The sequence below is a fragment of the Mesorhizobium sp. M0166 genome, assembly GCF_040322255.1.
Taxonomy (GTDB): domain Bacteria; phylum Pseudomonadota; class Alphaproteobacteria; order Rhizobiales; family Rhizobiaceae; genus Mesorhizobium.
Genome location: NZ_JAMYTD010000022.1, coordinates 46,529 through 69,726, shown reverse-complemented (window position 1 = coordinate 69,726; position 23,198 = coordinate 46,529). Strand labels below are relative to the sequence as shown.

19 protein-coding genes and 2 pseudogenes are annotated in these 23,198 nt (G+C 63.6%); 4 read left to right on the top strand and 17 right to left on the bottom strand.

All coding sequences use genetic code 11. From position 1 onward, the window contains the following. Positions 1 to 110: 110 nt before the first annotated feature. From nifD to NKJ46_RS22305, 16 genes and pseudogenes are all read right to left on the bottom strand, one after another. A complete protein-coding gene (gene nifD, locus NKJ46_RS22375; RefSeq protein ID WP_352667680.1) occupies positions 111 to 1,613 on the bottom strand; it encodes a nitrogenase molybdenum-iron protein alpha chain in 1,503 nt (500 codons plus the stop codon). Positions 1,614 to 1,711: 98 nt separating this feature from the next. Further along, positions 1,712 to 2,605 (bottom strand): nitrogenase iron protein, encoded by an 894-nt coding sequence (gene nifH, locus NKJ46_RS22370; RefSeq protein WP_023801970.1) that lies wholly within the window; start codon positions 2,603 to 2,605, stop codon positions 1,712 to 1,714. A gap of 478 nt (positions 2,606 to 3,083) precedes the next feature. Further along, positions 3,084 to 4,337, bottom strand: a complete 1,254-nt coding sequence (locus tag NKJ46_RS22365) for a type II toxin-antitoxin system HipA family toxin (RefSeq protein WP_352667677.1) — start codon at positions 4,335 to 4,337, stop codon at positions 3,084 to 3,086. After that, complete coding sequence (locus NKJ46_RS22360) at positions 4,315 to 4,638, bottom strand: helix-turn-helix domain-containing protein (protein WP_352667675.1); 324 nt, start codon at positions 4,636 to 4,638, stop codon at positions 4,315 to 4,317. Before NKJ46_RS22360 ends, NKJ46_RS22365 begins: the two co-directional genes overlap by 23 nt. 153 nt (positions 4,639 to 4,791) lie before the next feature. Then, positions 4,792 to 5,064 carry a hypothetical protein gene (locus NKJ46_RS34765; RefSeq protein ID WP_502903435.1) on the bottom strand — a complete coding sequence of 91 codons (273 nt, stop codon included), beginning with the start codon at positions 5,062 to 5,064 and terminating at the stop codon, positions 4,792 to 4,794. Then, positions 5,061 to 5,345 (bottom strand): transposase, encoded by a 285-nt coding sequence (locus tag NKJ46_RS22355; protein ID WP_502903433.1) that lies wholly within the window; start codon positions 5,343 to 5,345, stop codon positions 5,061 to 5,063. Before NKJ46_RS22355 ends, NKJ46_RS34765 begins: the two co-directional genes overlap by 4 nt. A gap of 140 nt (positions 5,346 to 5,485) precedes the next feature. Continuing rightward, a pseudogene (locus NKJ46_RS22350) lies at positions 5,486 to 6,651 on the bottom strand (NAD(P)/FAD-dependent oxidoreductase). A gap of 51 nt (positions 6,652 to 6,702) precedes the next feature. Further along, entirely contained in the window at positions 6,703 to 7,752 is a 1,050-nt protein-coding gene (gene fni, locus NKJ46_RS22345; RefSeq protein ID WP_352667672.1) for a type 2 isopentenyl-diphosphate Delta-isomerase, read from the bottom strand. An 84-nt stretch (positions 7,753 to 7,836) separates the two neighbouring features. Continuing rightward, the gene (locus NKJ46_RS22340) at positions 7,837 to 8,739 is read right to left on the bottom strand and encodes a terpene synthase family protein (RefSeq protein ID WP_352667671.1); all 903 of its coding nucleotides are present in this window, start codon (positions 8,737 to 8,739) and stop codon (positions 7,837 to 7,839) included. Beyond that, positions 8,736 to 10,286, bottom strand: a complete 1,551-nt coding sequence (locus tag NKJ46_RS22335; protein ID WP_352667668.1) for a hypothetical protein — start codon at positions 10,284 to 10,286, stop codon at positions 8,736 to 8,738. The genes NKJ46_RS22340 and NKJ46_RS22335 overlap by 4 nt, the downstream gene beginning before the upstream one ends. A 147-nt stretch (positions 10,287 to 10,433) precedes the next feature. Further along, a complete protein-coding gene (locus NKJ46_RS22330; protein ID WP_352667738.1) occupies positions 10,434 to 11,426 on the bottom strand; it encodes a polyprenyl synthetase family protein in 993 nt (330 codons plus the stop codon). Positions 11,427 to 11,583: 157 nt separating this feature from the next. Next, the gene (locus NKJ46_RS22325) at positions 11,584 to 12,927 is read right to left on the bottom strand and encodes a cytochrome P450 (protein ID WP_352667665.1); all 1,344 of its coding nucleotides are present in this window, start codon (positions 12,925 to 12,927) and stop codon (positions 11,584 to 11,586) included. Continuing rightward, entirely contained in the window at positions 12,927 to 13,769 is an 843-nt protein-coding gene (locus NKJ46_RS22320; protein ID WP_352578896.1) for an SDR family oxidoreductase, read from the bottom strand. The genes NKJ46_RS22325 and NKJ46_RS22320 overlap by 1 nt, the downstream gene beginning before the upstream one ends. 168 nt (positions 13,770 to 13,937) lie before the next feature. Further along, positions 13,938 to 14,063: pseudogene (locus tag NKJ46_RS22315) on the bottom strand (ferredoxin); the annotation flags it as partial. A 1-nt stretch (position 14,064) separates the two neighbouring features. After that, positions 14,065 to 15,354, bottom strand: coding sequence for a cytochrome P450 (locus tag NKJ46_RS22310; RefSeq protein WP_352667662.1), 1,290 nt, complete (start codon positions 15,352 to 15,354; stop codon positions 14,065 to 14,067). Between the two features lie 90 nt (positions 15,355 to 15,444). Continuing rightward, entirely contained in the window at positions 15,445 to 16,647 is a 1,203-nt protein-coding gene (locus tag NKJ46_RS22305) for a cytochrome P450 (protein ID WP_352667660.1), read from the bottom strand. Between the two features lie 202 nt (positions 16,648 to 16,849). On the opposite strand from NKJ46_RS22305, the gene NKJ46_RS22300 reads away from it, so the two are divergent. The 4 genes from NKJ46_RS22300 (at position 16,850) to NKJ46_RS22285 (ending at position 21,607) form a co-directional block, all read left to right on the top strand. Further along, positions 16,850 to 17,149, top strand: coding sequence for a hypothetical protein (locus NKJ46_RS22300; protein ID WP_352578881.1), 300 nt, complete (start codon positions 16,850 to 16,852; stop codon positions 17,147 to 17,149). Between the two features lie 1,143 nt (positions 17,150 to 18,292). Further along, positions 18,293 to 18,826, top strand: coding sequence for a peroxiredoxin (locus NKJ46_RS22295; RefSeq protein WP_352667657.1), 534 nt, complete (start codon positions 18,293 to 18,295; stop codon positions 18,824 to 18,826). 69 nt (positions 18,827 to 18,895) lie between these two features. Then, positions 18,896 to 20,332 carry an RNA polymerase factor sigma-54 gene (gene rpoN / locus NKJ46_RS22290; RefSeq protein ID WP_352667654.1) on the top strand — a complete coding sequence of 479 codons (1,437 nt, stop codon included), beginning with the start codon at positions 18,896 to 18,898 and terminating at the stop codon, positions 20,330 to 20,332. A 57-nt stretch (positions 20,333 to 20,389) separates the two neighbouring features. Further along, a complete protein-coding gene (locus NKJ46_RS22285; RefSeq protein WP_352667651.1) occupies positions 20,390 to 21,607 on the top strand; it encodes an MFS transporter in 1,218 nt (405 codons plus the stop codon). A gap of 756 nt (positions 21,608 to 22,363) precedes the next feature. Here the strand turns inward: NKJ46_RS22285 and NKJ46_RS22280 are convergent. Further along, positions 22,364 to 22,612: a hypothetical protein gene (locus NKJ46_RS22280; protein WP_352516041.1), complete on the bottom strand. Its 249-nt coding sequence runs from the start codon at positions 22,610 to 22,612 to the stop codon at positions 22,364 to 22,366. Between the last annotated feature and the right edge of the window lie 586 nt (positions 22,613 to 23,198).

Sequence of the window (23,198 nt, the reverse complement as noted above, 5' to 3'; positions counted from 1 at the left end):
CATCTGGCCGCGCCATACGGCGGCACAGGGACGTCGAAACGTTTCAGGTCTCCCGCGGACAAACGGCCACAGGCGTTCAACGGCCTCCCGGCTTCCGGGAGGCCAGATTTTCATTCGGCTGCGATCGCCGCCGACAGCTCGGCTTTTTTCTTCCAGGGGGCGTCGTAGAGGGTCCAGACCGGGTTGTTGATGGCCAGATCCATGTCGCGGGCGAAGATGGCGAAGCCGTCGTAGCCGTGATACGGGCCGGAATAATCCCAGGAATGCATTTGACGGAACGGTATGCCCATCTTCTGGACCGGGTACTTTTCTTTGATGCCGGAGCCCACGAGGTCAGGACGGATCCCCTCGATGAACTTCTCCAGCTCGTAACCAGTCACGTCGTCATAGATCAGCGTGCCCTTCTTCACGTAGTGGCCAGTGCGCTGATAGTCGTCGTTATGGCCAAATTCATAGCCAGTGCCGACGATCACCATGCCCAGATCCTCATATGCCGTGACGACGTGACGGGGGCGCAGCCCGCCGACATAGAGCATCACCGTCCTGCCTTCGAGGCGCGGCCGGTACTTGGCGATGACGGCATCGACCAACGGCCGGTATTTGGCGATGACCGCCTCGGCCTTGGCCTCGATTTCCGGCCCGAAATGCTTGGCTATCTTGCGCAGAGAGGCTTCAGTCTGAGAGGGGCCGAAGAAATTATACTCCATCCAGTCGATGCCATACTTTTCCTCCATGTGCCGGCAGATGTAGTTCATCGACCTGTAGCAATGGATGAGATTGAGCTTGGCCTTCGGCGCGCGCTCTATTTCGGCCAGCGTAGCGTCGCCCGACCAGTTGCCGACCACGCGCAGGCCCATCTCCTCGAGCAGGATGCGCGAAGCCCAGGCGTCGCCGCCGATATTATAGTCGCCGATCACATTGACATCGTACGGGCCGGCCTCGAACTCGACCTCCTTCTTCTCGAACACCCAGTCGCGGATCGCGTCGTTGGCGATGTGGTGGCCGAGTGATTGCGATACGCCGCGGAAGCCCTCGCAGCGCACCGGCACGATCGTTTTTTCGTGCTCCTTGGCCTTGTTGCGGGACACAGCTTCGGTGTCGTCGCCAATCAGGCCGATCGGGCATTCGGATTGCACAGTCATGCCCTTGTTCAGCGGAAACAGTTCCTCGATCTCGTCGATGATCCGTTCCAGCTTCTTGTCGCCGCCGAAAACAATGTCCTTCTCCTGGAAATCGGAGGTGAACTGCATCGTCACGAACGTGTCGATGCCCGTCGTGCCGACGTAGTAGTTGCGGCGTTGCGACCAGGAATATTGCCCGCAGCCGACCGGGCCGTGCGAGATATGGACCATATCCTTGACTGGACCCCACACCACGCCTTTCGAGCCGGCATAGGCGCAGCCGCGAATCGTCATCACGCCGGGGATGGACTTGATGTTCGATTTTACCTCGCATTCGGAAAGGACCTCGCTTTCCTCGCCAGCCTCGTCGCCGCTCTTTGCGACGCTGAGGTGCTTCTTGCGGCGCTTCGCCGCCTTGTCAGGATATTGCGACAGCACCTCTTCGATAAGCTTCGCATGGAGGGCGCCGTCATTCTCGTATTCCAGGCTCATGGGACCTCTTTCAAAGGTTCAGGGTGACGCTCACCGACGAGGCGCCGTTCTTCGAAAGGCGCGCCAGGTCAGGCCGCGCCCCCAGTCAGTAGCGGCCGTTACTGTGCGGCCGCCTTGGCCGCTTCCTTGACCTGAAGCTCGGCAAGCATCTGCTCGTCAGTCTTCATGATGCCGAAGTCGAGCAGCATGTCCTCGAGCTCCTCCATGGTGATCGGGGTTGGGATGGTGCCCTGGCCCGAATTGGCATGGATCTTCTCGGCCAGCGCCCTGTATTCCCCGGCCTGCTTGGAGTCCGGCGCATACTGGATCACAGACATCTTCCTGAGTTCGGCGTGCTGGACGATATTGTCGCGGGGCACGAAGTGGATGAGCTTGGAATTGAGCCTGGAAGCCAGCGCTTCGGCGAGGTCGAGCTCGCGGTCGGTTTGGCGCTCGTTGCAGATCAGGCCGCCGAGCCGCACGCCGCCCGAATGGGCGTATTTCAGGATGCCCTTGGCGATGTTGTTGGCGGCATAGAGCGCCATCATCTCGCCGGACATGACGATATAGATTTCCTGGGCCTTGTTCTCGCGGATCGGCATCGCGAAACCGCCGCACACCACATCCCCGAGCACGTCGTAGGAGACATAGTCGACATCGTCGTAGGCACCGTTCTCCTCGAGGAAGTTGATCGAGGTAATCACGCCGCGGCCGGCGCAGCCGACACCCGGCTCAGGGCCGCCCGACTCCACGCATTTAATGCCTTTGTAGCCGACCTTGAGCACGTCCGCGAGTTCCAGGTCTTCCACCGAACCTTCCTCTGCCGCGAGGTGCAGGACCGTATCCTGCGCCTTCGCGTTCAGGATCAGGCGGGTGGAGTCGGCTTTGGGGTCGCAGCCGACGATGAGGATTCTCTGCCCGAGGTCGACAAGGGCGGCGAGCGTATTTTGGGAGGTGGTGGACTTGCCGATGCCGCCCTTGCCGTAAAAGGCGATCTGACGCAAACCTGACATGTAGCTTTCCTTCCTTCGTTCCATTCATCGCGGCTGCCGCGACATGAATGCCGGTCGGGCAGCTGTCGCCGCCTCGCACCCAAGGATCTCAAGACTCGTGCCAATTTGGCTGATCGAACCGAACAATAATTTCATGGTTGCTTTTCAGGGCTTTAGCTTGAGGCCAAAGAAAGGATCGTCGGTACAAGCCCTGTAGCGGACCCGACAATGGCGACATAAAGCGTCGGATCGCGATCCTCAGTCACCGCATTCGTTCGAACCGCATCGATGTGTAGAGGTTGGCGAACAGCTTCTCGACCCTCTAACGTTAATTGCGGGATGGTTTGTTCCGGCGAGCTGACGTGCTTGGTTCTCGCGTGTCCTCGTCGACACTGCGCGGAGTCTTGCGCGCCACGCTGGCATACCATCGATCCACGGCCATCCATGCGGGGCCACGGGGGGATAATTCCGCCATATCACCAACCCAAGGGGACTCGGCTCACTTATCGGCGCAGGAGTTTAGTATCGGCGTCATCGCCTTCACATGTTCGTCGATCCGCTCGAGCACTTTCGCTGCGACAACGTCGCGCTCAGGCAGATGCCACCAGTGCTCGTTGACGAGTTCGACGGTCTGGACCACTGCCTTCAGGACTGCCGGCTCCGGAAGCCTTGCACGGTTCGCAAATGCTTTCCATCGCGGTGCTGCTAGCGCCTTGAACGAGCGCTCCCCTCCAAGCGAAAGCGCCATGGCGTCGGCGGGAATATATGGCACGGTCGACAGGACGTCGTAGATTGGTGCAAGCACCGGCTTGTCGCCGTTGCCGGGATAAATCAAAGACCAGTTCTTGAGGTGCATGTCGCCATTGCCAGTGATGACCGTCAGCGCCAGGCGGCGGACGAATTCGAGAGCTGCGGTAGGCGAGACGGCCACGCCAAGGGCCAAGGCTATGTCGTGATAAGCGGCCCCCTCATATTTGCGCGAGGGATACACACCGAAGACCTGAGCGAAATCCTCGATGTGAATCCTCTCGCCCTCAGCGCCGCGATCGAAGCGTTTGACGAGAAGGACCTTGCCCTCTGACAGCGTCTTGAATTCCTCGGGAATATCCTCGAAATCGGACTTCTCGACAAGTTCGCGTTCAGGCACCTCCATCCCGATCGCTGCAGCCAACGCCAGGTTAGCGAATTCATTTTCGGAAACGCCTGGAAACGCCGTCGAAGGGAACTTGGCGATGTATCGGCCTTGCTCGTCGTCCATCGGCAAGGTCAGGCCGCCGCCTTTTCCAGTGTTCTTCATGACCGACAGCTTCATCTGCACGCCGGCAAGTGAGAACCGTGCCTTGGGCTTATCCTTTGAAGCATCCTGCGAAACCGCTATCGCGCCGTCACTGGGCAACGCCCGTACGGCTCCCGGCAAATCGGCGCCCAGCGCCGCTAAAAGATCGAAATCATTGCCTGGCCGCACATTGCCTTCGTGGTGCTTTTCCATCGCCTCGCGCAATTTCTCCTCCGGTAGGAGGTTCGCGAAGAAAGCGGGCAAGGCGCCCGCCAGAGGCTTCGGATCTTTCCGCAATCCTCCCGTCGCTGCCCGGAACGACAGGCTGAAAACCGGAAAGCCGCCCGTCGCGCGGTAGGCCTCATCGAAGTTGAATGCGTTGAAATCGCCTGGCGTCCTAACGATTGTGCCGATCTTCAGTGCGTTCAAGAGCACGTCCAGCGACGGGATTGTCTTAGGTGGAAAGACTGGAGCCATGATCGTCATCGTCAGGTTGAGAAACAAAGGCGGGTCGATCGTCATCGTCATGCGGGCGCAATAGAGCCTGGATAGCCGGCACCATGACTTGCGGAACCAGCATCATTTCCAGACCGAGCGCGCGAGCGATATTTATGAGCGTCGTCGCACGCGCCGCTGCGGCTCCCTTTTCGATGTCGCGATAGCGGGGACGGGATATACCCGCCAAATCCGCGACCTGCTCCTGCGTCATGGCAGCGGCCAGCCTGGCCTGCCTGAAAAGCCCACCGATTTCGCGCAGAATTTCCGATTCAGAGTCCATAATGAGACCTATACGATCTATTCCAATGCGCGATGATACGCAAAGGTACTCATCCAGCGAGCAAGTCCAAACTTTTATGATCTGTTCGCGTATCATATATGAACATAATGATATGGAAAGAGATCAATCCTTTCTTCGAGGATCTCTCAGGCTTTAGCCCGGCACAGCGAACGGCGTTCCTCCGAGAACAGCTGCTATGGCCACCGGGCTCCTCTGATGGGGCCGCCGCCGGTTTGCCAGGCTTCTTGCGGCCTGCGGCCTGGCGCTGCCCTTCTTTTTCGGCCTCGATCCGGCGCTCTTCTTGCGCCGCCAGCTTGGCCTCGGCTTCAGCGACGGCATCGCCTGCTGGAGCTTGGCCAGCCGGTTCTGCCTGTCGCCGGCCCAATCCGGCATCTCGTCGCCGCGCTTGTCCTTGCCGAAAGTCACGTCCTCCTCGGCATCCGCGGCCTCGGCCGCGTCAGCATGCGAGCGACCTCGGCTTTCAATTCCAACTCGCGCTTCTTCATGCGCTCATAACTCATCGCCTTGTGTTTCGACGCGTTCGCTTTGATCTTCTTGCCATCCAGCGCGACATGGCCGAGTTTGACCAATCCTGCCGTCTCACACAGCTTCAGAACCTGCACGAACAGCGCCTCGAGCGCCTTCAAATGCCGCTTGCGGAAGTCGCTGATCGTCCGGAAATGCGGCGGATCGAGCGCCACGATCATCACAAAATCATTCCGTTCGCGGCAGGCCCTGGCCGGCTGTTTTCGCCAGCTTTGGGCCATCGACCGCCTGTCGCGTTCCTTCGCGCCCCTCTGTCCCTCCAGCATCAAAAGGACCGTCGCGGCGCACCCGCCCTTCCTGCTTAAATCACATTCAATTCCCTGAAAGCCCGCCCGTCGGCGATCCGGCTGTATCCGAACGCCGAGCAATCCACCGTGCGATAGCCGCCATGCACGATCAGTTCGGCCACCGCCTTGCCGACCGCCGGCGCCTGCTGCAAGCCGTGGCCGGAAAAACCGTTGGCGAAGAGGAAATTGCCGACCTCCGGGTGCGGGCCGATCACCGCGTTCTGGTCGAGCGTGTTGTAGTCGTAATGGCCGACCCAGGCGCGCGTCGGCTTGATCGCCTCGAAGGCCGGAATGCGGGTCGCCAGCACCGGCCAGATCACCTCTTCGAACAGCGGCCAGTCGGGGTCGAAGTCGGCGGGATCGGCTGGTCCTTCGCCCTCTTCCGGCTCGGCGCCGCCGGTGATGTAGACCGAGCCCTCCGGCCGGACATAGATGCCGCTCGGGTCGACCAGCAGCGGCATGTCGTCATATTTTTCGCGCGCCTCGAAGACGAAGACATTGCGCTTGCGCGGCTCCACCGGCAGCGCCAGCCCGGCCATTGCTGCCACCTTGCCGGCATTCGGCCCGGCGGCGTTAACGACGGTGCCGGCCTCGAGCCGCTCGCCATTGTCGAGGGTCACACCGGCGACGCGCTTCCCCTGCCGCTCGATACCGGTCACCGACGCTGTGATGAAATCGATGTTCTTGCTTCGCAGTGCCTTGCGGAACACCATCAGCATCGCATGCGCGTCGAACCAGCCTTCGCCGCTGCGGCCATAGGCGCCGGCGGAAATGCCCTCGACCGACAGCCAGGGAAAGCGGCGGACGAGCGCCTCGGCATCCTCGAGCAGGATGTCGGCGCCCTCGGCCATCTGCGCCTCGTGGTTGGCCCGCAGGATCGGCAGCCCGTTTTCGCCGGCAAGGATCAGATAGCCGCCTTCGCGAAAGCCGATATCGGCGTCCGCCCCGAATTCTTCCTTCAACCGCCGGAACAGTTTCAGCGTGAACTGCGACAGCGGATGTTTTCCGGGATCGAAAACTGCTGGCGGATGGAGGCGCAGGACAGTGTGGTCGCCGCATGAGAAAATTGCGGGGCGCGCTCGACAAGCGCGATCGAGCCCGAAAACCCTTCCTTGCGCAGGTAATAGGCAACCGACGAGCCGACGATGGCTCCGCCGATGATGATGATGTCGTAATGCACTTTTTCGCCTTTCCGGTTGTAGGCGCCCGCCGCGTGCGGGCGACGCCGGCATCAACCGGCGGGCAGATGCGCCGAGGGCAACAAGCGCGCCTGACGCAACGCCGCCAGATCAGCCGAGCCGGTGCAGAAGCAGGCGACGGCCAACTGGCGGATAACGATCTCGAAATGCGCGACAACCGCCTCGGTGGATACCGTAGCCGCGCGCAGCACGCCGGCCGCCTGCCCGGCGATGTCCGCGCCCAGGCGGATGGCCTTGGCCACGTCGACGCCGTCGCGGATCCCGCCCGACGCGATCAGCTTCACCCTTGGCAGCGCCCGACGTACCGCCTGCACGCTGGCCGGGGTCGGAATCCCCCAATCGGCGAACGCCATCGCCACTGCACGGTCGGCGGCATCGCGGGCGCGCTCGCCCTCCACCGCGGCCCAACTGGTGCCGCCGGCACCGGCGACATCGATCACCGCCACGCCCGCCTCGACGAGCGCACAGGCCACCGAGGCCGACAGGCCCGACCCCACTTCCTTGGCCACGATCGGCACGCCCACGCTGCGCGCGGCACGAGCGATCTGCGCCAGGACGCCGCGCCAGTCGCGGTCGCCCTCCAGCTGTACCGCTTCCTGCAGCGGATTGAGATGGATGATGAGTCCATCGGCCTCCAGCGCATCCACCGCCCGGCGCGCCAGGTCGAGGCCGTCGGCCTCGCGCAGTTGCGCGGCGCCGATATTGGCCAGCAAGGGAATGTCTGGGGCCAGGCGGCGCAGCGCGCGCGTCAGCCCCTGGGAGTTGCGGGATTGCAGGCTCACCCGCTGCGAACCGACGCACATCGCGATCCCCAAGGCTTGCGCTGCCTCGCTCAGATGCCGGTTGATGGCCTCGGCGCGTGGCATGCCGCCGGTCATTGAGCTGATCAGCAGCGGCGCGCGCATGGTCTTGCCCAGCAGCGAGGCGCGCAGGTCGATCTGCGTCAGGTCCAACTCGGGCAATGCGCAGTGTTCGAAACGGATGTACTCCCAGCCGGCGGCGACCGTGGCCGGCGCCGTTCGCTGATCCAACACGATGTCCAGATGGTCGTCCTTGCGCCGGCTCAGGGCGGTGTCGCTCATGCTCGCTCTCTCCGTGGCATCGGGCGACGGCGTTGCGTCGATCGGACCGACGGCAGCGCGCGCACGCCGCCGCCTCCCGCGCGTTCAGGCCGGCGCACGCTGGCCTCCCCCCGCAGCGTCGCTGCGGTAGCGGCTGGTCGAGGTCTGGTAGTACTGCGCGCGGATGGCCGCCATGGCCTCGATCAACGGTCCCCACGGCGCGGGAAAGCGTTCTTCCGCCATCACCCGGTGCAGCATGCGCGTATGGCCGGCCAGCTCGTCGTTGAGGAACTCCACCACAGGCATAGCCGGATAGCGCTGCAGCAGCAGGATGGCCGCGTTGTCGGCCTCGCCGGCCGACCTATCCTTTTCGCGTCCATGCAGATCGTTCTGCAGGCGCCCTATCGCGGAGATGAGCCGCAGGACCTGACGAAACGCCGGACCCGCGCGCAAGGTCGCCATGTCCAGTCCCCACAGCAACGACAGGCAACAGAACACGTTCGTGTAGGCGATCGAATCGATGCCGTTGTGCAGGTACTCGGCGTAGGACCAGCGTTCCGCCCCTGCCGCCTGCGCGTGTCCGGCGCGCAGCGCCGCGCAGTAGCACCGGGTATCGTCCAGAAGCTGAGCATAGTCGCGACGATCGTAGGCGAGCGCGGCCAGCGAAGCGCGCAGCACAGCGCAGCCCTCGAATCCGGGGAGCGCGCACGGCACGCCCTGCCCCAGCGCCTGCTCCACCGCGGCGAGCTGGTCCGGCGCGATCAGGCCAAGGTCGTTGCAATCGTCGAGCCAAAACAGCAGCGCCAGTTCGCGATAGAACGCCACGATCAGCGTTTCGTCCTGCGGATCGCGGCCGGTGCGGGCGCTGGTGTCGCGCAGGCTCGGGTGGATGCGCTGCAGGATGTACTGGCCGCCCCTGACCGCTTCCACGGCATGCTCGTGGGCGAACCCGGTCAGGGAACGCCCCCACTCCAGCACCTGCTGCAGCGCGCGTTCGGTCTGGATCATGGCGCCGCTCCTGCTCCCTCGGCCAGGACGCGCCGCCCCCAACGAAGCGCCAGCCACAACCCGGCGAGTTCGGCCACGCGCACCACCCGGGTGGGGCAATACAGTTCCTTGCCGATCCACAGCGGCGTATGCGGCAATGCATGCGCCGCATGGCGGGCGAGCATCCACTCCAGCGCACGCGCCACCGCCTGCGCGATGCGCCGGCGCCCTGTCGGCTCTTCGCTCCCATCCATCACGTGCAACGCGAACAGCGCATAGCCGGTTTCCTCGAATGTGGACGTGCGACCGGCGCCCCAGCCGCCGTCGTCGCGCTGCGCCCGCAGCAGCGCCGCCAGCGCGCGCTCGTCGCGCCACTGGGGCTTGCCTTGCGCCAGCGCAGCGACCGCATGCGCGGTGGGATACAGCCACGAAACGTGCCATTTTTCGTTGTCCCATAGACCGTGCGGGTTGCGATTGGCCTCGACGTAGGCGCTGGTGCCGGCGGCGGGCTTTCCCAACATTCGCAACGCATGCAGGGCATGGATGTTGGTCGACACCGAGGCATTGCGCTCGCCGGGGAAGGTGACGAACAGCTCGCCGATTTCGAAATGGCGCAACGCATCGACCGCCGGGTCGCGGCCTGCAAGGCGCAGGACGCACATCGCAACGGCGGTATCGTCCGCATCGGCCGCGAAGTGCAAGGCCGGGCCCAGACCGCGCACGCCCAGGCGGGCGTCGAGCTGCGCGACGATCACTTGCACCGCCTCGGCGAGCGCGGGATGCGCGAACAGACCGGCCAGATGCAGGGTGTACAGCGACCAGCATGGCTCGAATACATTGATCGGCCAGACGTTGGGAAAGACACCTTCGATGCCGCTGCGCGTCGCCCGCGATGCCGCCTCCAAATACGCGTCGGCGCGCCCGACCTGCGGCGTGCTCCCCTGTGTCACGGCGTGCGCACGCCACGCGGCGGTGGCCGCCGGACTGATGCCGATGCTGCCGCCGTCATCCGGGCATGCGGTGGTCGGCGACGTCCCCCAGGCTTCCCAGGAGTGCAGCAACGGATGGCCGCTCGGCAACGTCGCCACCGCCCCCAGCTTGACCAGGCACGCTTGCCGCAACGGCAACAGCGCCGGGTGGCGCGGAAACGCCACGCCGCCCAGCAAGGATGCGGCCTCGCCGCACAACTGCGGCAGGATCAGCTCCGCGCCGATCGGCGCGTCTTCCGGCACCGCATGCGCGTAGGGATCGGGCTGGCGCTCGAGGAACCGGGTTGCAGCCTGGACTGCGTCGGCAGCGCCGGGAAGAGGATCGGCACGCTGCAATGCCAGCAACGCCGCCCACGTGGGCGCATGGCGGAACAGCGGAAAGTCCGCACTTCCCCATCCGCCATCGGCCTGTTGCTGCGCGATGAGCCACGCGTATGCGTCCTGCCGACCGGTGACGTTGCCGTGGAACTGCAGAGCTCGCGCCGTGTCGTAGACGGACGGACCGACGCTGCCGCCGTCGCTCATCTCGCTCAGCAGGTGGCGCAATTCGGAAAGGATCTGTTCGGACAGCGCGTTCACGCGGGATGTTCCTTCTGCAGACGGTTGACGAGGACCAGGATCGCGCAATCGCTGCGATCCGCGCCGCGGACTCGGACAAAGAGCAGCATGCACCGCCCGCCGGCCGATCGCAGCAGCACAGGGGCGAGTCCATGCGGACAGGCGCGCTCATGCGTATGGCGCGGACAGATACACGTTGGCCCGCTGCAGCATCTGCGCCAACCGTTCCGCACGCGGCCCCAGCGGGACGATGGCCTCCCCGGCGTCGCGCAACAAATCCAGCGCGAACTGGCGCGCTGCCTGCAGCCCCATGATCGACGCGCAGGTCGGCTTCTGCGCCGCCGCGTCCTTACCGGGGGTCTTGCCCAGCGTCGCGGTATCCGCTGTCGCGTCGAGAATGTCGTCGATCACCTGCAACGCCAGCCCGAAACAGGCGGTGTAGCGATCGAGCGCACAGTACAGCGCAGCGTGCGCGGCATCCTCCGCGATGGAGCATAGCGCGCCCATGCGAACGGACGCGCGCACTAGCGCTCCGCTCTTCATCCGGTGCATCGCCACGATCCTGTCCAGCTCGGCGTGCTTTCCGACCAGCGACAGATCCATGGCCTGCCCGCCTGCGGCACCCTCGGCGGACACGGCCTGCGCCAGTTCGCGCACGAGCGCGATACGGTTGTCGCCCGGCGCATCCAGGCTCGCCAGGGTCAGGAAGGCGTGCGCCTGCAGCGCATCGCCGACCAAGATCGCAGTGGCTTCGCCGAACTTGACGTGCACTGTCGGAAGGCCGCGGCGAAGCACGTCGTCGTCCATCGCGGGCAGGTCGTCGTGGACCAGGGTACAGGCGTGCATCATCTCGATGGCGGCGCCGACGTCGTCGAGCATGTGCGCCGGCGTGTCGGCCAGTGCGCCGGCAGCCAGACAGAGCAAGGCGCGGGTGCGCTTCCCGCCATGCAAGGTGGCGTAGCGCATCGCCGCCATCAGCTCGGTCTCACCGTCGTCTTCGGCGCAGAGAAGACGCGCCAGCGCCTGTTCGACCCGCTTTGCGCCGTCCTGCATCCAGATCTCCGGCAGCAGCCTGCCGGATGCGCCGCGCGCCTGCGCGCCCAATCCGCCGAGCGCGGAAACGCCAGTTCGGTCGTCGTGTAGCGTGGAACCGGTCTGCATGTTTTTCATGTCCTTGTACCTGACACGAGATGGCCACGGCGAGCGCCAAGCCGCCGCGGTGTTGCCGGCGTCGCACCGAGCGCGTGCGCTGAGTGCAGCAATGCCGAGCCTCGCCGGCGCCGCCGCTGCCTCGCCACACGCGGCATGCGATGCCAGCTCATGAGAAGCCTATGCGGATTGCCATGGACGGATGTGCGGTCGGGTAATAGCGCCGGCCTTTTTCGACGCCGCTCAGCAACCGCGGCCGCACCCCGGCCCTGTGCATGATCAGCGCCAAGGCGATGCAGAACTGCACCATTTCCAGCCATACCAGGTGGTAGCCGATGCAGACGTGTGGGCCGGTACCGAACTGCAGCATGTCCACCGGCCGGATCGGCTCCGTGCGTTGCAGCCACCGTGCCAGGCGGAACTGATCAGGCGCCTCGTGCAGCAGCGCCGAGGTCGAGAAATGCAGCAGCGGGATGCACAGATGGGTGCCCGCGGGAATGCGCCGTTGGCCGAGTTGCAATTCCTGCAGCGCGCGACGCGGCAGGAGCGTGGTCGCCGGATGCAGGCGCAGCGTCTCGCGGAACAGCGCCTCGGCGACCGGACACTCCGCCAGGTCCGCGTGCCGGGTCGGCACCGCGCCCACGCGTTGCGCCTCCTCGACCAGGGCGTCCCACAGCACAGGCTGCCGCGCCAGTTCGATCACCATCCAGGCCATCGTCGAGGCAGTGGTGTCGTGACCGGCAAGCAGCAGCAATCGGATATTGGCGACTAGGACGTCATCGGAGAGCCCATCGTCGCTGCGGTCGAACGCGCTCACCATGTCGTTGATCAACCCGGTGCGCGCGGCATGCGCGCGCGCGTCGCGGACGAACTGGCGCAACTGCGCGTCGATCCAGTCGCGGGCGGCGCGGCCGCGCCGCAAGGGCAGTCCGGGCAGGTCGACCGGGGGCGCGACGATCAACTGCAGCAGTTGCCGGTATTTGCGATGCCATCCCGGCAGGTCCTGCGCGGGGATTCCCATGAGGCTGAAGATGAGCTTGAGCATCAGGTCGCCGGTTTCGCGCAGGATGGTTACCTCGCCGCAGTCGCGCCACGCCTGCACCCGCGCCCAGATGACGGGCGCGAACAGGTCGCCGATGCCGGCCTGGGTCAGCCCCTTGGGCAGGAACGCCGCCTTGATCGCATCGCGCGCCTGCCGGTGCGCGCCGCCGTCCTGGGCAACCAACGTTCCGCCAAGCAATTCGGGCGCGATCTCTTCGATCAGCGCCGAGGACACGTCCTTGTGCCGGAGCAGTGCGAACGCATCCGGATCCACGCAGGTCATCAGGTGTCCGGCAGGGCCGAAATCCAGCCAGAAGTGGCTGCCCAGCGTCCGTTCTGCGCGCTGCAGCAGGCGCGGCAGGTCGCAGACAATGGCGGGAAGATGCCCGACCAGGGGGAAAGCGCCAGGCATGACCGGGATGTCGCAGCGCAGCCGGTGGCGACGGTTGAGTGGGTTGAGCAGCATGTCCATCAGCAGCGCGCCGCCGCCGCCGATTCGGTGTCGCCGGCAGGGCGCGCGGCGCAGCTGTTGCCACCGTCGGCGTATGTCGGCACATGCGCCAGCATGCCGCCATCGATGCACACGACCTGGCCTGTGATAAACGCAGCATCGTCGGAGAGCAGGAACGCCACGAGCGCGGCCACGTCCTCGGGGCGGCCGACGCGCTGCAGGAGCTGGTGCCGGCGCAGATGCCGTTGCATGCACTCGTCCAGCTTGGCGAGGAGACGCTCGGTCATGACGAGACCCGGCGCAACGGCGTTGCAGCGGATCTGCGCATGACCGTATTGGGTGGCGAGCGAAGCCGAGAGCATGTTCATCGCCGCCTTCGACGCGGCGTAGGACGTCTGCGCCGTGTCACCGCTGAGCCCCTGGCACGACGACATGTTGACGATCGCGCCACCGCCGCGGGCGATCATCCGTGGGATGGCCTGCCGGCAGCAGAGCAGCGTGCCGCGCAGATTGGTCGCCATGGTCTGGTCCCAGACTGCCAGGTCCAGGTCGAGGATCGCGCGGTCGCGCGGGGTCAGATGCATGGCGCTCGCATTGTTCACCAGCAGGTCGACCCCCCCGAAGTGCCGCTCCGCCGTCTCGAACAGCGCTGCCACCGCCTGCTCATCGGCGATATCCATGGCTATGGGCAGCGCGTGGCCTGCTTCGGCCGCGATCTGCGCGGTGCAGGCGATGGCCGCCGAGCCATCAATGTCGGCCACCACCACTCTGCCGCCCCCGCGCGCGATGGCGAGAGCGCATGCCTTGCCGATGCCGGCGCCGGCGCCGGTCACCACGGCCACCTTGCCTTCAAACCGTCCCATCGTGTCTCCTGAATTGCATTGGTCTTTCGCAGCATGCCGCTCGGCCTCCGCCGGAGAAGGCGCAGGGTCGGCGCTGGCGCGCTCGTCATGGCCAGCGTCGCTTTCGATCACCCGAATGGCGGCGACCGGGCACTGGCTGGCCGCAAGCCGCACGGCGGCGTGCAGCGCCTGCGGGACCGTCGCCACGCACACTTCGGCCACGCCGTCCGGTTCGCGCTGGCGAAAGGTGCCCGGCAGCGTCAGCACGCACTGCCCGGTAGTTCCGCACAGATCCTGATCGACCAGGATGCGCATCTCAGCCCTCCTGCCCATGCAGCCGCACCGGCAGCGCGCGGAACGTCCTAAGGAACGCGGAGGGCTCCCGGGTCGGCTGCTCGGCCAATGCCAGCGTGGGGAAGCGCGCCTGGATCCGCGGCAGGCTCTCGGCTAACTGCACCCGGGCCAGTTGCGCACCAAGGCAGAAGTGGATGCCGTGGCCGAAGGTCAGCATGATCTTCCCGTCGATCGACATGCCAGGACTGGTGCCGTAGAACCGCACGGGATCGAAGCGGTCGGGATCGGCGAAGGCGTCCGGGTCGCGATTGCCGGCCGCGATCAGCACGCGCACGTCCGCGTTCTTCGGGATCACCACGCCGCCCAGTTCGATGTCGCGCTGGGCGATACGCGGAATGGAGCTGAACATGGCGGGCGCGTCGTAGCGCAGGGCTTCTTCGACGAATGCCTTCACCCCCACGGCATCTCCCTTCAGCCAGTGCCGCTGTTCGGGATGCGCCAGCATCGCCAGGACCGCATGGCCGATGGCCGCGGCAGTGGTGGCGAAGCCGCCCAGCAGCATGCCCCAGAGCATGCTGATCAATTCCGCATCCGACAGCATCTCGGCATCGTCGTCGTGTGCGCCGACCAGCATTGACACGATGTCGTGGCGGGCATCGGTGCGCTTGCGCTGTATGAGGTCGCCGAAGTAGGCCTGCACCCTGGCGCTGGCCGCGTCCCCCGCAGCGAGTTGGGGATCGCTGGCGTGCGGGCTCAGGCCTTCCAGAATGGCGCTGATGCCGGTGACGAGCCCGAGAATGTCGTCCGGGGGCATGCCGAACAGTTCGCCGAAAACCAGCATGGGCAAGGCCAGCGCGAATTCCTGATGCAGGTCCACTGCCTCCCCGCGCTCCAGTGCGGGCGCCATGCCGTCTAGGCGCGCTGTGACAATGCGAGCGATGGTCGGCCTCAGGTTGTCGATCCGGCCGATGGTGAAATCGCGCGAGATCAGCCGGCGCAGACGCGTATGCGTTGGAGGTTCCTTCATCGCTAAAGTGGACGCCAGCAAACTTAGCGACAGGCTGGTCGCCGCACGCGGGAAATAGCGCGCCAGTTCGCCTGGCGCCGGCCCCCGAAAAGCATCGCCCGTGGCCTTGAGCACCCAGTAGATGTCAGCGTGGCGGCTCAACAGAAAGAGGCCCGACGCCGCGCGATGTACCGGATTGTGCTCGCGCAACCATCGCATGAATGGGTACGGGTCCTGAATGCACGCTGGCGACGCCAGTTCGGCGAAGGCGTCCCGGCATGCTGCCGTGGTTTCTTGCACGTCCATCTTGGTCACCTGTAGGCTGGCTGATCTGATGGGCGCGCGGCAGGCGCGCCGGCAATTCGAGAACATCGCGTTCCTGGTGGCGTCCGCGCATCACCAGAGCACCGGGAACTCCTCGAACCCGCCAGTGATGATCTCGTTGCGCAACTTCAGTTCTTCGGGCGCCACGGCCAGGCGCAGCGCGGGAAAGCGCTGGAAGATCGAACCGAACACCGCCTTGAGTTCCAGCCTGGCCAGCGCCAAGCCGATGCAGTTGTGCGGCCCGTAGGAGAACGCCAGGTGCGGGTTTTCGTCGCGTCCGATGTCGAAGATTTCCGGGTCGTCGAAATGGCGCGGATCGAACGACGTCGCCGGCAGGCCGACCAGCACCTTGCTCTCCGCGGGAACATGCACGCCCGCGATGGTCACGTCGGTCCTCGGATAGCGCATGATGCCGTCCCAGCCGGCGCCCGGCGGGTACATGCGCAGGATTTCCTCCACCGCCTTGTCCACCAGGGATGGATCGCCGACCAGGCGTTCGCGCTGTTGCGGATGGCGGAACATGGCCAGCAGGCCGAATTCGATCTGCGCGACGGTGCTCTCGTGCCCCGCCACCAGCATGCCCGCCGCCAGGCCGATCGCCTCTTCCTCGGTCGCCTTGCCCTGGTCGACCGCCGCGAGCAGATCCGTCAGCACGTTGTCGCCCGGATCCTGGCGCTTGTCCCGCATCTTGCCGCGAATGTAGGCGCGGAGTTCTTCCCAGGCCAAGCGCGACGCGCTTCGCGGGCCGCTTTCATGCTGGTGCGTCATCACCTCGTCGGACAGCCCGGCGAAAAAGGCGTGATCCTCGTAGAGCACGCCCATCAGCGCGCCAATGACCATGGCCGGAAGCGGAAAGGAGAGGTGGCGCCGCAGATCGGCGGGCTGGGGCTGGGCCGCCAGCGTCTCGAACAACTGCGCGGCGATCGCCTCGACCTGCTGCGCGAGCTGCTTCACCCTGCCGTTGCTGAAGGCCGGCGCCACGATCGTGCGTAACCGCGCATGCTCGCCCCCCTCGTGCGAGACCAGCCACCCCGGCGAACCGAGAATCACCGAATCCGGGGTGAATGCCGCCGGCGGCATTCCGGAGGGCCGGAACGCCGCGTCGGACAACACCGCCTTGGCCTCGTCGTAGCCTGTGACCCACCAGCCTTCGTGCCCGGACGGGAAGCGCACGCGGTGGATCGGACCGTTGGCGCGTAGTGCCAACATCTCGGGCGAGGGCTCAATGTGATCGACGCGCCACATCGGCAGCGTCGGCAAAGGTTGTTCGGGCATGGTGGCACTTCACTCTATAGCGATGGAAGGGCGGAAGGTGACCGGCGGGCGCTGCGGCAGCGAATGACCTAAGACGGCATACAGATGACGTCCTCCGACGGCCGGCCTGATTATCAAGACCGGCCAACGTGTAACTGTCTAGGCACACCGCGCGGCGAGATGCAGAACTTTATCCTGCACCATCGATTTCAGGATAAGGTCGGTGTGGTGGGCCTTTGAGCCGCCGCCGGCCAAGATTTCCTGCGCAAGGGTCGACAAGGGCGGCGAGCTGTTGGGTAAGGGCGGTTTCGCCGAGGACCCCCTGCCCATAGACGCTATCCGACGCGGATTTGACATTTTGCTTTTCTTTCTTCGTTCCATTCGTGTCATCCACGAAATGAAAGTCGGTCGGCGGCTCCCGGCCCGCAACGAAGGTGCTTCAAATCTCGTGCCAATTTGGCCGCAGCAGAAAAAAATTGTGGCAGCTTCTCAGCGGCCTAGCCTGAGGCCAGAGAAGAGCTAGGCGAAATAGGCCGGTGTCGCGGGCCAACAAAGGCGACGGAACAGTGTCGGACAGAACGCCTCGGGCGACCTTTAGGTCGGGCTTGCGACATTCTGGTCCAGTTTCGAACATAAGAGGGCGGCAAACAGACACGATTGGGAATTCGATCCTCACGGCGCCAGGGCGCTTGCCCAAGAGCGCGCGCTCATGTTGCTGCGACAGGCGCGTGTTCGCGATAGCCGGGCCTGCGCACCCATGAACGCTAGCGGCACACGCTACGCAATGACTGGAGTGCCCGCCAGCCTCAGGTAGTGCATCGGCTCCGCTTCCGGTTCTTCTTTGCCCAGCCGGGGCTGAAGCGCCGAATATCCGCACCCTACAGCATCGTTGTTGCCTGTGTGACGAGGCGGTATAGCGCGCGCCCGATCTTCTAAGACACGGCCTCCGAGAAGAAGGGGGCGGTCCAACAGCACCTCTATTTGAAATGGCACGCCGCTTGCTGCTCCTGGTTAGAGCACCATCAAATCACGATGAAAGCGACTTGCACCATGCCCGACGCGCGAAGCTCTAGACAGTGGCCTGAGGAGACGATGCCCGTTCCCGCTGAACATCGGGACATCGTCTCCTCCGGAAGGCCGTTCTCGGTGGCCGCTTTGCGCATGGCTGGTCCGATGCCGGCACGCCAACACGGGCCGCTCGCGCAAATGCCGTTTACCGGTTCTGTTCAGCATGTGAGTGCCCAAGGGCCCCGTCAAAGGGTCACCCAAGCCAAGGCCGGCGGGTCACTGCCACATATCGACAACACGCTGAACCAGTCCAGTGACCCGAGTCTGCGTGAAGTGACATTTCAGGCCCCCACATGCTTGCGATATTGGCTACTTCCGGCCGCTATCCCTTTTCCAAACGCACGATCGCGAGTGACCGATCCCGCTTCCGGCGCCATAGCCGTGGGAACCAAGCGGCTCGACGGTGTCCAGCTCGCTCAGATCGATTGCGTCCGGGTGGCCAAGACCAGCCGCCAAGACGTTCCTATACGTCGGGAGGGAAAAAGGAGGTTGCGAGCCGCGAGGTCCTCATTCCGTGCCGGGCATACGAGCCTTTGCTCGGTATTGCGCCAGCCTCTGCCAGAATTCAGCGCCAGTTTTCTTCGTTAGGAGCAACTTGATGACAGTTCAAAAGAAAGTTCCCTTCGTCACCTTTCTCACGCGTGTTCACGATAAGTCAGTCCAGGGGCCAAATCCATATCGCTGGCAAGAAAAGACATCTGACGACTACTTTGCCGGCAAGCGGGTCATCCTGTTCTCGCTGCCTGGCGCCTTCACGCCGACCTGCTCGACCTACCAATTGCCCCAGTTCGAAGAGCTCTATGACGAGTTTGAGAAGGAGGGAATTGACGCGATTTACTGCCTCTCAGTCAACGACGCCTTCGTCATGAATGCGTGGGGGAAGTCCTTAGGTCTGAAGCAGGTCGAGCTCATCCCCGATGGCTCAGGCGAGTTCACACGCAAAATGGGCATGCTGGTCGCCAAGGACAATCTCGGCTTCGGGATGCGCTCCTGGCGCTACGCCGCCCTGATCAACAATCGCGTGGTGGAGCATTGGTTCGAGGAGGAAGGTTTCTCCGACAACTGCGAGGCCGACCCCTATGGCGTCTCGTCCCCGCAAAACGTTCTCGAAACGCTGAAAGCCGCCGCATGACCTAGAATACGTCTCAGTGGTGCCATTGCCGGCCCCAAGAGGCTCCTCGACAGGATTTTCGCGCTCACCATGCAATCCTCAGCAAGCCTGCTTCAGCGCCAGAAGCAATCCATGGTCGCATCGCCTCAACTCATTGAGTCGATTCGCCTGCTGCAACTGGCGCATACTGAACTGCATCAGTTCGTGGAGCGGGAAATCGAGAAGAACCCGCTTTTGGAATCTGCATCAAGCGATGGCGGGCCTTTTGACGACGTCTCGATTTCGGGAGCGGATCAGCCTGTCGGCCCTGGCGCAAACGCCGTTGAAGGACCGACCGGGGCAGGGTCGCCTGAACGGCTCGGGCAATGGAAATCACTCGGCAACACGACCAACAACCCGCCGGGCAATGGCCCTTCCCTCGACGAGTTTGCCACCCTCGCCGAAACATTGCACGACCATGTCGCTCGTCAGATCGCCCTCACTGCGTTCACACCACAGGAGCGGCTGATCGCTGGCCAGCTTGCCGCCGATCTGGAAGATACTGGCTATCTTCGGGCAAACCTTTTGGAGCTGGCCGAGAGCCTAAATGTCCATGAGGCTGTTGTGGAACGGGTTCTCGGAACCTTGCAGCAATTTGATCCACCGGGAGTTTTTGCGCGAAGTCTCAGAGAATGCCTCGAGATTCAGTTGCGCCAGCGAAATCGGCTCGACCCGGCAATGGCATCCTTGGTTGCCAATCTTGAAATGCTTGCGCGACGCGATTTTGAGGCACTGAAGCAGCATTGCGGCGTCGATGAAGAAGACCTTCTCGACATGATGCATGAGATTCGGGCGCTCGATCCCAAGCCTGGGAACCGATTCCAATCCGGTGCGTCTGAATCAATCATACCCGACGTCTGGGTCACGCCCTCGCCGCAAGGCGGGTGGCAGATCGAACTTGATCCTGCCACGCTGCCAAAGCTGCTGATCAACCAAAGCTACTATGCCGAAGTCTCGCGTCAAACTCCCCAAAATTCGAAAGATAAAGCATTTCTCGACGAATGCTTGCAAAACGCGACCTGGCTAATCCGCAGCCTCGATCAGCGCGCCAAGACCATTGTTAAGGTTGCGGCTGAAATCGTGCGTCAGCAGGATGCCTTTCTGGAACATGGCGTCGCCCACCTGCGCCCTCTCAATCTCAGAACCGTCGCTGACGCGATCGGCGTGCACGAGTCGACGGTAAGCCGGGTGACCTCGAACAAGTACATGCTTACCCCGCGCGGCGTCTTTGAACTGAAGTATTTTTTCACCGTCGCAATCGCGTCCTGCCAAGGCGGCGATGCGCACTCAGCCGAAGCTGTCCGCCATCGGATCAAAGCGATGATTGCCGCAGAATCTCACGGTGACGTGCTTTCCGACGAGGACATCGCTGCCCGGCTGAAGGAAACCGGCATCGATGTTGCGCGCCGCACCGTCACAAAATATCGCGAAGCAATGAACATCCCCTCCTCCGTGCAACGCCGCCGGGAAATGCGCTTGTGTTTTTAAATTTGGGTCAAGGCAGCCAACATCAGGTTGCATTGCATCAAAGTGGAGACTTCGTTCATGACCCAATCCGCGGCAGGCGTTGTGGACGCTGTTCTGCACGACCCAGAAAAGCCCGTCCCACCGTCTGGTCCCGCATGGGGTGCGGTCATTTCGCTTTCCTTGGGCACCTTCGGGCTGGTGACCGCAGAGTTTCTGCCTGTCAGCCTGCTCACGCCGCTCGCACATGATCTCGGCATCACCGAGGGAGCGGCTGGACAGGCGATGACGGCGACCGCTATCGTCGGGGCGATCTCGGCGCCGACAGTGGCTATCATCACAAAGCGCCTGGACCGCAGGCTCGTCATGTGGGCGATGACGCTGCTGCTGATCCTGTCGGACGTTCTGGCGGCCGGCGCGTGGTCGCTGGCGGTTCTCCTGACTGCACGCGTCGTGCTCGGCATAGCGCTCGGAGGCTTCTGGTCGATGTCGGCAGCACTGGCGATGCGGCTCGTTCCAAGCCACCTCCTGCCGCGCGCTATGGCGATCATCCTCACCGGCGTTTCCGTGGCTACCGTTTGCGCAGCTCCACTCGGCGCTTATGTCGGCGATATCTGGGGATGGCGAAGTGCCTTCATGCTCGCCGCAGTCGGCGGCGCGGCTACACTGCTGGTGCAACTCATAACCATTCCGAGACTGCCTCCGATTGGAGTGGCTAGCTTCCGCAGCCTGCTGAATGTGGCTAAGATTCCGATGGTCAAGGTCGCGCTTGTGGTCGTCCTGCTTGTCGGTTCCGGCCACTTCGCCGGAATCACTTATATCCGCGCCTTCCTCGAGAAGGTTCCCGCTCTGGACGTCGAAACGATTTCGCTTGTGTTGCTTGCTTTTGGCATCGGGGGATTCTTCGGCAATTTGGCCGGCGGGCTTCTGGCCGAGTACAGTCTCAAGGCAGTCGCGGCCCTTGCACCGCTGCTCATAGCGATAGCCGCTGTTTCGCTGCTGATGGCGGGAGCATCGGCCTTCGCCTCGGCGATTGCGGTTGCCGGGTGGGGCTTTGCCTTCGGCGCCGTGCCGGTGGGATTACAGACGTGGATGGTGCGGCGGGCCGTTCCCGAGCAGGCCGAAAGCGCCGGTGTGCTGATGGTCGTAGCATTCCAAGTGGCAATCGCAGCCGGCGCGATTTTCGGCGGAGTATTGGTGGACAATGCCGGGATTACCAGTGCCATTGCCTACAGTGCTGTTGCCACGTTCGCCGCCGCCCTGACAGTGTTCCTGCTCGGCCCGAAGCGCGAAACCTAGACCGCCTGACAGAAGAGGCCTCAGCAGCGCAAGCGGCACGAGAGATGCGAGGCACGGCGCGGCGCGGTCCTCCGCACGATTACTCATGGACCAGCGCAAGCGCCTCGCCGGCTTCACCTCCGGGCCATGGCGACCGACACCGGTTGTCGACAAAGCACCTCGGTGCGCGGCATCTGCCGCACCGTTAAAGCCAACGTACAGCGACCTTAGAGGCTCGCGCATACGCATCTGAGACACTCAAGGGGTAGAAATTTCTCAAAATGCAAGACGATAAGAAAGCCTCTCGGTTTGGCGTTGATCGTTGACACAAGTGCTATATCAGCGGTCTGCGTCACTGAGCTCCACGTCAGAAACATACTGTCGGATGCCAGACGTCCGAATCGACGGACGATGCAGTGTTCATCGAACTGCGCCGCAGACTGATTGAATCTACGGCGTGATATACGCTGAATTCAAGCAATCGTACAAAATTGGCCGCACTGAGCTGGCGCAAAACATCGATGTCGTACGTACGCGATACGATCTCTCCTAAGCAGGTTCGCGGAGGAAAACGAGTTCGTCACAGCTCTGCGCGCCGGCGAGTAAGGACTGATTGCACGATTGCGAAGCATGAGGGACCATTACTACCGACTTGAGCATCGTTTGGAGGACTGCGATATCCCCACATGAGAGATTGGGTTCGGCACCGAAAGCAGCAATGCCGATCCATCGCGACCCTGAGCTTTAGCCTCCGGACGTTCGGCGCTTGCTTGCCAATCAACCAGCGCCGTCGGGCCAGCGGATCTCGAATCCGCCGGTTCCAATGGGCCAGGCCAGGCCAAAGCCGTTGTCAAACGCCAGACTTAGATCGTTCTTGCTCGTCACCTTCGCACCGACGAGAATTACCTGTCGGCCAGTCCACCGCTGATGCTGGCGGTAGTCGAGCAACTGGCCGGTCGCGGCGCGAATCGCGAAGCGCATCGTAGCCGCATCAGCAGGCTTGATCTCGACCATCACTTCCGGCATTGCGTCAACCGCAACCGAAGGTCGTCGCGAAAACAAGCGGGAAAATCAATCCGCGGATATCGCTCGCTGAGAAACGCTACGAACTGTTTGTGCAGACTGTCATGCTGAGGATGGACATTGATCTCGTACTTCCGCACATACCGTTTGTAGACGTCGGACGCTGCCGCTCCAGCCGGTCGGCCACGACCTCCATCATGATCGGGCGATGCCCCGACGGGAGCGACTGGCTCGCCTTCGATAAATGCCTTTACTCTCTTGACGAATGCTCTGGCGGATCGATCTGTCGTATCGTTCGCATACCACCAGCTTGCCTGGCCACTCCACCCTTTGCCACGGTGCCTATCCTCCGGGGGCAGCACGAATGCATTTTCGGCGAGTGTCCTAGCCCTGAACGACCTGATCTTATCCTTGTAATGCTGGGCGGAAGGGTTACGCCCCTTGAAGTGCTGGCGGTGGCGATACAGTCGCGCACCGCGATACCACCCGACCACCACGCGCGGATCTTTGCCTTCCTCCGGAGCCGTCCAAACGATGTCGATCCCGTCGACAAATTCGTCGTGCTTGCCTGAACCCAGTTCTGGATGCG